We start from the raw sequence: 8,545 nt of genomic DNA, 5'->3' as shown, positions 1-8,545 counted from the left end.
CCAAGGCGGCGGACACGGCGGGTCGCATCCGCACATGGTGCATGAATTCGTCTCGGCGGTCAAAGAAGATCGCGATCCATGGCCAAACGCACCAACGGCTGCCAACTGGACCTGCACCGGTTTGTGCGCCCATGAATCAGCGATGAAAGGCGGCGAATTGGTTCGCCTCCCCGACTTCAGCTGATCCACCGCGAACAGACTCAAACCTCTCCAAGCCCGCTCTCCTCGAGCGGGCTTCTTTTTTGCCAGGCAACAATCGATGACTCCGCCCTACTTCAGGTCAACCCGAATGGCGATCGGCAAGTGATCACTCGCGTAGCGGCCGGCTTCCGTTCGAGGATCCAGCGTTCGGTATTCTTGAACCGCAACACGGTCGCTCACCAAGACATGATCGATTCGTCGATCGGGCTGAATGGCTTTGAATCCATTCCAGGTTCCGGTTGGCCCGGTTGGCTTTCCGTCCACCGCATCGCGGGCATCCAGCAACGTCACCTTTTCTCCGGATTGCAACGCCTTTAGCGGAGCCGAATCAGGCATCGCGTTGAAATCGCCCATTACGATCACGGGCAGCTCCGTCGCTCGTTGATCCACCTCTGCGGCAACCAAGCGACCAGATTGCTCGCGAGCATTCTGACCTCGGTGATCGAAGTGAGAATTGATAATCAGAAACTCAGCTCGATCCAATTTGCGACGAAGCACCATCCATGTCATCGTTCGAGGCAACGCTGCATCCCAACCTTTGGAACCGACCACCGTGGGCGTGTCTGACAACCAAAGCGTCCCATGGTCCATCGCTTCGAATCGATCATGCCGGTATCCGATGGGAGCAAACTCACCACCTTCCTTCCCGTCGTCTCGCCCAACGCCATACCAAGTCCACTCGGGTGTGCCTTCTTGAATGTCGTGCAGCTGCTGCACGGTGACTTCCTGCAGTCCGGCCACGTCCGCGGACGCAATCGTTTCGATCACCTTGGATCGCCGCATCGACCAGAGATCTTGCCGATCGTGCGTATTCAAGTAACGAACGTTGTAGGTCATCGCGGTAAACGATTCGTCGGCGACGACCGCCCCTGCCCCAAAGCGGCTCATCAGAAGCATGCCGCAAACAAGGGCACCCCACAAAGTGGGTTTCGTTGCCAAAACAGGTTGTCTCACTGTCATTTCATTTCTCCGGTTGCCCAGGACGAACCCTGGGTGAATGCTTGCGAATGGAACCAATTGCTGTGCTTTTGAAATCAGTGAGCATCGGGTCGCACGCCGCAGTAGTTGACGACCATGCCTAACTGATTGGCAACCGACGCCTTGGCTCGCATGGCCAAGTCCGCTTCGTCCGCCGAATTCGCGTAGGCAACCTGAATGTGGTTGGCCTTGTGACGTGCCATCATTTCATCTCGCGAAACACCATGCAAAACCGCGTGCATGATGGGCCACTGTGGTGTCGTTGCATCCCATCGTCGCTGCGTTTCTTCGGCCGGCAATTCGATCGAGGTCGCACGCCCCAAATCCATGTGCAACCGATCATCCTCCACAAAAATTCGCGACCAAACTACTTCGCCGGGCTTCGAGATACCTCGGATCGTGCTGCCACCTGATGGGAAGTACATCGGCGGTTGCCGGAAACCTTCCGCGTCCGCCCAACCGTTTTCGAAGTGGGAAGCCGGGACCGCGCCACTGATTTCCAGCACCCAAACTTCTTCATCGGTCGTACCGCTCGCGTCGCGATCAGACCATCGCAGATCATGCAACGTGTTCTCAACTGGCTGCCCCAACGCGGAATGAACTCGGTTGGTAATCAATCCATCCAAACCCGCACACTCATCGACTTCGTTGAAGTGAGTCAGCGGACCTCCCGCGTACAATTCGCGCGAACCGTCGCGTGAAAAGACTGGCGGACGAACCGAATCATTGAGCATGCCCTCGACCAAGTCGCTTGCGGGCAATAGGTCTTTCAACCCTTGCTGGTACTGAATCCCAATCGCGTCGCATCCAAAGTCGTCGGCGATTCGCATGGCTGCGATGTAAACGCGACATTGCCCAAGAATCTGTGCGTCGGTGAGATCGGTCTCGTGATTGGGACCGGTATGAAATTTCATTCCCGCTTGGTCCAACCAGTCTCGCACCGCCTGCGCTTCTTCATCGCTCACTTGCTGCGATTCGAAGTAAAGCGCCGATTGGCTGAGTCGCTCCTTGAAGACTCCCGTCGCGTGCAATAGGTGATCGGGAATGATGGCATTGAACATCCCCATGCATCCTTCATCGAAGACGCCCAAAATGGCTTTCTCACGCTGAAACGTTTCTGCGATCTGCAACGCCAACGCTCGCGTGCTAGCGTCGCAACTGGTGATTTCATACGGAGTCACGTGACTCATTTCATGAGCGACGGATCCGGTGTCCAACCAACTTTTCAGTTTATCCAAGAACACGGCATCGGCGAATTCTTTGCTCCACAGCGAACTGTATTGCACACCGGCTTTGGTCAGCGATCCATTGAGATTCAACAATCCCACCAAACCAGGCCATTGGCCAGACCAGTTTGCCACCGTCAAAATGGGGCCTCGGTGCGTCGTCAAACCAGCCAAAATGTGATGCGAATATTGCCACACCGCCTCAGCAACGATGAGCGGAGCGTCAGGATCGATCTCACGAAACACATCCATCCCTTGCCGCTGAGAACGGATGAAACCATGGCCGCGAGCTTCATCGAACTCATGACCGCGAACGACGCTGTGCCCCAACGATTCAATCGCCGCGACTAATCGCGACTCCATGTCTTTTTGGGCCTCCCAACAAACTTGGTTCGCAGAATCTCGCAGGTCTCCGGAGGCAATCAATGTGATCGTTTGAGGCATCTTCTCGTCAGCCAATGAAGTAGTAGAAAAGTGGATTAGATTTGTTGCAGTGCGACCGCGTCGGCCAATTGACGATAGCGATCATAAAGCGATTCGTAAGCACGCGTTCGCTCTGGCCGAGGCATGATCAGGTCGCGTTGATCCCCGGGCACCGCCGCCATCGCAGAAGCCGCGTCAGCAATACTGGAAAACGGAGTCTTCTCAGGCCCGGCGGCGACCATTCCCAAGACAGCGGCCCCGACCGCGGGTCCTTGCGTGGAACGATGGATTTCGATGGGCATGCCCAAAACGTCCGCATACACTTCCACGAACGCGCGGTTGTGATGCGGCAGACCTCCCGTCGCAATCAAGCGATCGATCGGAACACCGCTTTCACCCGCGCCGGAAGGAGACCGATCGGCGGAACCATGACGCAGCAATTCCACGATCCAACGCACCCCGAACGCAGACGCTTCCATCAATGCAAGATAAAGATGAGCGGGACCGTGTTGCATTCCCAGTCCCGTGAACGCACCGCGAACCGCGCCGTCCATCAATGGCGTTCGACAACCGTTCAGCCAATCCAAACATGTGACACCCTCGGCACCGGGAGGCAACTTCATTGCCTCTTTGGCCAAATCATCGAACGAGTCACGGTTCAACAATTTCAGCAACCAAGCAAAAGCATCACCGACGGCAGCCTGCCCTGTTTCATATCCAAACAACCCAGGCAAGATCCCACCTTCGACGACCCCGGCTACTCCGGGAATGTCCATCATCTTGGTTGCGTTGAGCATGTGACAACTGCTGGTCCCCAATACCATCACCAATGTGCCTGGTTCAGCGGCACCGACTCCGGGAACGCCCGCGTGCGCGTCAATGATGGCTGCCGAGACGGGAACGCCTGCTAGCAATCCAAAACGCGTTGCCATCTGTTCGGACAAGTGACCAGCCACCTGTCCCGGTGACCGCATTTCGCCAGGCATCCGGTTGGCAACAGCTTCGGCGAGCTTTGGATGAACGGCCTGGAAGTAGTCTTGCGACGGGTAGCCTTCTTCCGCCGACCACATCGCCTTGTAACCAGCTTGGCAGGTCGAACGAACGAGTTGATCGCAATGGCTGCCGACGAGTTGCCATACGAACCAGTCCCCCGCTTCCAACCACACCTCGGCGGCTTCGGCCACATCACGATCACCCTCGATCGTTTCCAGCATCTTGGGGAAGAACCATTCCAATCCGATCACACCACCGTATCGTTTCAAGAACGACTCGCCTCGCTCTTTCGCGATGGTCGTCATCCGATCGGCTTGTTCCAAAGCACCGTGATGCTTCCATAGCTTTGGCCAAGCCAACGGTCTCGACTTCCATTCCTCTAATTCACACAACGGAGTTCCATCACGTTTGGTCGGCAACATCGTGCAACTGGTGAAGTCCACACCGATGCCAACCACTTCGTCGCCACTTAAACCAGCAGACGCCAAAGCATCTTTGGTTGCCACGGCGGCCGACTCAATCCAATCGGCCGGACGCTGCAATGCATACCGCTCTGGCAAAGGCTCCTCGCTGCCGGGCAAGGCATCAAGGATTTGGCCATGTTCAAACGAACTGACCGCGGACCCTACCTCGCATCCCTCGGAGTCCACCAGGATGGCACGAACGGACTCCGTTCCGAAATCGAGACCTAGTGCGATGATGGACATGGATCGTATGAATTTTTGAAACAAGAATTGACCGACAAAACCGATTGCCGAAGAGACTCAACATTTGGGTCTCTTTGTCATCGGCCAAGCACGACAGTCACCATGGAAGGTGATCACTTGGCATCGCGAAAGGAACGGCCACGATCGTAACTGATTTTCGATACCGTTTCCGACGCGTCGCCGACATGTGCTTCAAACTTCAGCTCGATTCGATCATCTTCGCTGCCGTCATCGAACCGCAATTTCGAACATTCCACCTTTCCGGGTTTGGATTGTTCCCACAACACAGTGATCGGCCCCGACCATTTTGTACCGTCATGATAGCGGTATCGCACGACGTCGGACTTCACCTCATCTTTTCCCGACTCGATCCAAGCCGCGATTCGTCCCCGCGTTGAATCGAACGTGATTGCATCCTCGCGGTCCACTTCTGGATCGACAGGCTTCGCCGGCGACGCACGCTGAAATTGCACATCCGCGGCCAATTCCGATTCTGAAAAAGAAATGCAATCATCATGAAAAATGTGATAGATCCGGCCGTTTTCGCTGCCAACAATCAGATCCAATTTGCCATCTCGATTGAAGTCGCAAACCGCGGGGCTGGCGGTATGTCCTGCGACATTGCGACGTGCCAAATTCCCAATCCGTTTAAGGACCACCTTGCCGTCCTGATCAGCAACGTTGCGATACCAAGTGACATTTTCGGAATTGATCAGCACGTCCAATCGCCCATCCGTATCCCAATCGCCAACGGCGAGCTTGACTCGTCCGGAACGTCCTGCGGTCCCCGCCGCCAATCGAATCGGCTGCCCCGACTCATCAACAAACAATCGCTTGGCTTCACCCGCTGAACGACGAAGTGTTAGGTAGCCTTCTTGGTCCATCAACACCAAATCCAGTTCGTCGTCGCCGTCGAAATCAATCGCGACCGGCGTTGTTCGCCACTGCGTCAAAGAACCTTTCGTGGCGGACTTCCAAGGGTACCAAGCCGGTGGACTTTCGACCGGAGCCGATTTCAACTCGTGTTCAACCAGTGTGCCGGATTCGTTAAGCAACACTCCAACCTCGGCCAAGATTGAGTTGTAAACAATGTCATCGTCGCCATCGCCATCCCAATCGGCGAGCGACAATGTTGTGTAGCCCCACTTGGCTTCGCACGGCCCTTGAATCGAACCGTTCTCGCCCGCCAAAATCCGAAACGGCTCTTCCGTTCCGTCCGCGTTGCGAACGTTCAGCAACACTGGTTCAGCCCACATGGGCAATCCATCCGGTCCGTCTCCACGATTCTCAAACCATCCGATGTTGCCTGCTGTGTTTCCACACACAATGTCATCGTCGCCATCTTGGTCCCAGTCGGATACGTACGGCGTAGCGAGCGCTCCGAACTTCAGCGTGTCAGCCTTTTGCCGGAAGTAAACCGGATTCTGAAACACGGGTTGTCCGTCGCGCAGCTCGCCAGTGTTTTCGATGAAAGCAACGCGGCCGTCTTCGTCGCCCACGATCAAGTCCGCATCACCATCGCGGTCCCAATCGATCGCGGTCGGAGTGATCATCTGCAAATGCATCGTCAGACGTTCGCCGTCAACATTCTGGAGTTCTTTGCCGGATTGATACCGAGGTTTTTCGCGAGTCCCAACATTTTCGAAGTATGTGAAATAGTCCAAGAAGTTACCAACAACGATGTCGAGGTCCTCATCCCCATCGAAGTCGACGAAACTAGCACACGGCCACCCGTAAACATCAATCACCCCGTCACCCGCAGAGATCATCTCCGGCTTTTCGTAATCCGGTTCCGAGTCGTCGCCTGCGTTGGTCATCAAAAACAGGTAGCCGTGTAGCGGACCGTTTTGCCAAGTGCCCGTCTCGTCATAGGCATGGTCCCAACCCAGGTCGGCCCAATCTCCGACGCCGGCGACCAAGTCGTGGTCACCGTCGCCGTCATAGTCCACGTATCGCCACATATTGCCGCGAATTCGAGCTCCCGGCGTGGTCAATGGTTTTCCAGGAGCAGAGATTCCTGTCGGTTTGTCGAAGTTGAATTTCCCGGTCGTGGGATCCTGTCCAAAGTACTTGCCCGGGATCAAGACTCTGGCCTCGCCATTGACTTCGCTCGCCAACATGTTGTGGAACGCGCGGCCGAGACGAACCGGTGCTTCGAAGACCGGCATTTTGACGTTCGGGTCCTGAGTTGAATTTTCGAAGTAGTACGTTCCGTTGGAAGGTTTGTCCGGGCATCCAACCAACAAATCCAAATCGCCATCGCCGTCATAGTCCATCGGCAACGGATAGGCCCAAAGCCCCACGCCCAAGTCCACTTCCAAACCAGGATGGTTGTAATTCAGCGGCATCAACTTTGGACTGTCTTGTGCGCTGAGACACTGGCCAGACTGAAGCATCAACGTGCCTACCAATCCAACAGTCAATGCAATCGGGTTCAACGACCGTCTGTGAATTCTCATGGTTGCTCTCTCTTTCATCAGGTAGCTGCTATCCAACACTTGTCTTTGATGCTGTCACTTGGACAGCTTCGATTCCGTCACAAAAATTTGATTGAATGTTCTCTCGTTATCTTTCACCGCTCCACCGAATGCGATTTCTTTTCCATCCGGCGAATAGACCACGGCGAACGGAAGGCAGACGAATCGATCTTTCTGTTCTGCCACGATCTCAACGCGTCCATCGCTCAAACTGACTTCGCAAACGGAATTTCCAATCACACAAGCAACCAAATCGCCGCTTGGATGAATGGAAAACGCAGAACCAACTGATTCGCTTCCAAAGGAAACTTGCCTCGGCAATCCACCGTTCGGTGAGATCGACCAAATCTGAATCACGCCGTTGTCGTCTCGCATCAGGAAGACGATTTCGCTGCCGTCAGGTTTGCTTCGCGGCCAGTGACGAACATCCGTTGCCAAACCCGGATACGCTCGATCCGTGGTTCGGGTCAATCGTCGTTGAACCGTTCCCGCGGGCGGTGCAGGCCGAGAAATCGCGGTCCCTTGCAATGGCTCCGATCCAGCGACCATGCAGTTCTCGGGCAACTCCACCACAAACAATTCTGGCACGCTTTTGGTTTGCTTTCGCGAAGAATTTGGACGTGTTGCATCGCTGCTTGATGAGTCGGCGACCACCACATCTCCAATGAATGCCAGTGCCCTGCCCTGCCGTTTTCCAACTGGCTGATCGCGGCGATCCCATCCAATCCAAGCGTCTTCGTAGGCTTTGCAAATCTGGTCGGTACCGATTTCTGGATTGTCAAGGGTTTGAGTCACCACAACGCTGAAGCACTCCCCATCATGGTTCCGGCGATGGTTTTTTGGCACGGTGACTCTGCGACCCGGGATCGAAACGCCCACGTTACGCTGGTTGGATTGCCCGCCAGTCGGGTTCATCGCCAACACGTGATCTTCGTAGGTAAAGCTGACCCACTCGCCTTTGTCATCGAACACGTGCACGTGGCTTCCGCCGCGAAGGGCACCGGCAGTGAATGGATCCACAACATCCCGAGCGTCCAAATGTTGAACCTCGGTGCCTTGGCCCGGACGCATCCAAACGCCGTGTCGATGATAGGCGCAGTAACTCCAATCCGCCGTCGGTTCTTCCGGTCCATGTATGAACGCGATTTTATTTTCGACGGGATTGGATGTCACAACACCGACACACGCGTCTCGTTGAGCCTGGTACACCACTTCGACTTCACCAGACCGAGTGTGCACGCGTTCGATTCGACTTCCGTCAAAGACCGAACCATTTGCGTCACTACGGATGTCGTAATAAATCCAATTCCCGTCCCAAGACCACACGCTCGTGTTTGTGAGATGGTGATGCTGCCTTCGATGGGTCAGTTGACGCGTCATGCCGCCACCCACGGTTGAAAGCAACAGGATGGCAAGTCCATGAAATCATCCTGCGACGCCCTGAGTGCATAGACTTCACCGCAATGTGTTTGGCCTTCCGCATCTATAGACGCATAGGACCGATGTTGCGTCACTGGTAGAATGAGTGTCCCGATTGTGT

Annotated in this window: 5 protein-coding genes and 1 pseudogene; 1 reads left to right on the top strand and 5 read right to left on the bottom strand. The window is 55.3% G+C overall.

The window, feature by feature from the left end:
* Positions 1 to 184: pseudogene (locus B2R17_RS14125) on the top strand (gfo/Idh/MocA family oxidoreductase); the annotation flags it as partial.
* An 86-nt stretch (positions 185 to 270) separates the two neighbouring features.
* Here B2R17_RS14125 and B2R17_RS14120 read toward each other — a convergent pair.
* From B2R17_RS14120 to B2R17_RS14100, 5 genes are all read right to left on the bottom strand, one after another.
* Positions 271 to 1,161, bottom strand: a complete 891-nt coding sequence (locus tag B2R17_RS14120) for an endonuclease/exonuclease/phosphatase family protein (RefSeq protein WP_286764487.1) — start codon at positions 1,159 to 1,161, stop codon at positions 271 to 273.
* 74 nt (positions 1,162 to 1,235) lie between these two features.
* Positions 1,236 to 2,864, bottom strand: a complete 1,629-nt coding sequence (locus tag B2R17_RS14115) for an L-fucose/L-arabinose isomerase family protein (protein ID WP_339888148.1) — start codon at positions 2,862 to 2,864, stop codon at positions 1,236 to 1,238.
* Positions 2,865 to 2,884: 20 nt separating this feature from the next.
* Positions 2,885 to 4,528: a ribulokinase gene (locus B2R17_RS14110; RefSeq protein WP_286764485.1), complete on the bottom strand. Its 1,644-nt coding sequence runs from the start codon at positions 4,526 to 4,528 to the stop codon at positions 2,885 to 2,887.
* A gap of 113 nt (positions 4,529 to 4,641) precedes the next feature.
* A complete protein-coding gene (locus B2R17_RS14105) occupies positions 4,642 to 6,987 on the bottom strand; it encodes an FG-GAP repeat domain-containing protein (RefSeq protein WP_286764484.1) in 2,346 nt (781 codons plus the stop codon).
* Between the two features lie 54 nt (positions 6,988 to 7,041).
* Positions 7,042 to 8,397 carry a DUF3748 domain-containing protein gene (locus B2R17_RS14100; protein WP_414707321.1) on the bottom strand — a complete coding sequence of 452 codons (1,356 nt, stop codon included), beginning with the start codon at positions 8,395 to 8,397 and terminating at the stop codon, positions 7,042 to 7,044.
* Positions 8,398 to 8,545: the final 148 nt, after the last annotated feature.

It is taken from the genome of Rhodopirellula sp. UBA1907 (assembly GCF_002337565.1).
Lineage (GTDB): Bacteria > Planctomycetota > Planctomycetia > Pirellulales > Pirellulaceae > Rhodopirellula > Rhodopirellula europaea.
The sequence above is the reverse complement of the archived record's forward strand: the minus strand, read 5'-3'. Positions and strand labels throughout refer to the sequence as shown.

What these genes read in the sequence shown, in the direction of transcription:
- B2R17_RS14120 (WP_286764487.1), bottom strand. Translation starts at nt 1,161, where the DNA reads ATGACAGTGAGACAACCTGTTTTGGCAACGAAACCCACTTTGTGGGGT.
- B2R17_RS14105 (WP_286764484.1), bottom strand. Translation starts at nt 6,987, where the DNA reads ATGAGAATTCACAGACGGTCGTTGAACCCGATTGCATTGACTGTTGGA.
- B2R17_RS14110 (WP_286764485.1), bottom strand. Translation starts at nt 4,528, where the DNA reads ATGTCCATCATCGCACTAGGTCTCGATTTCGGAACGGAGTCCGTTCGT.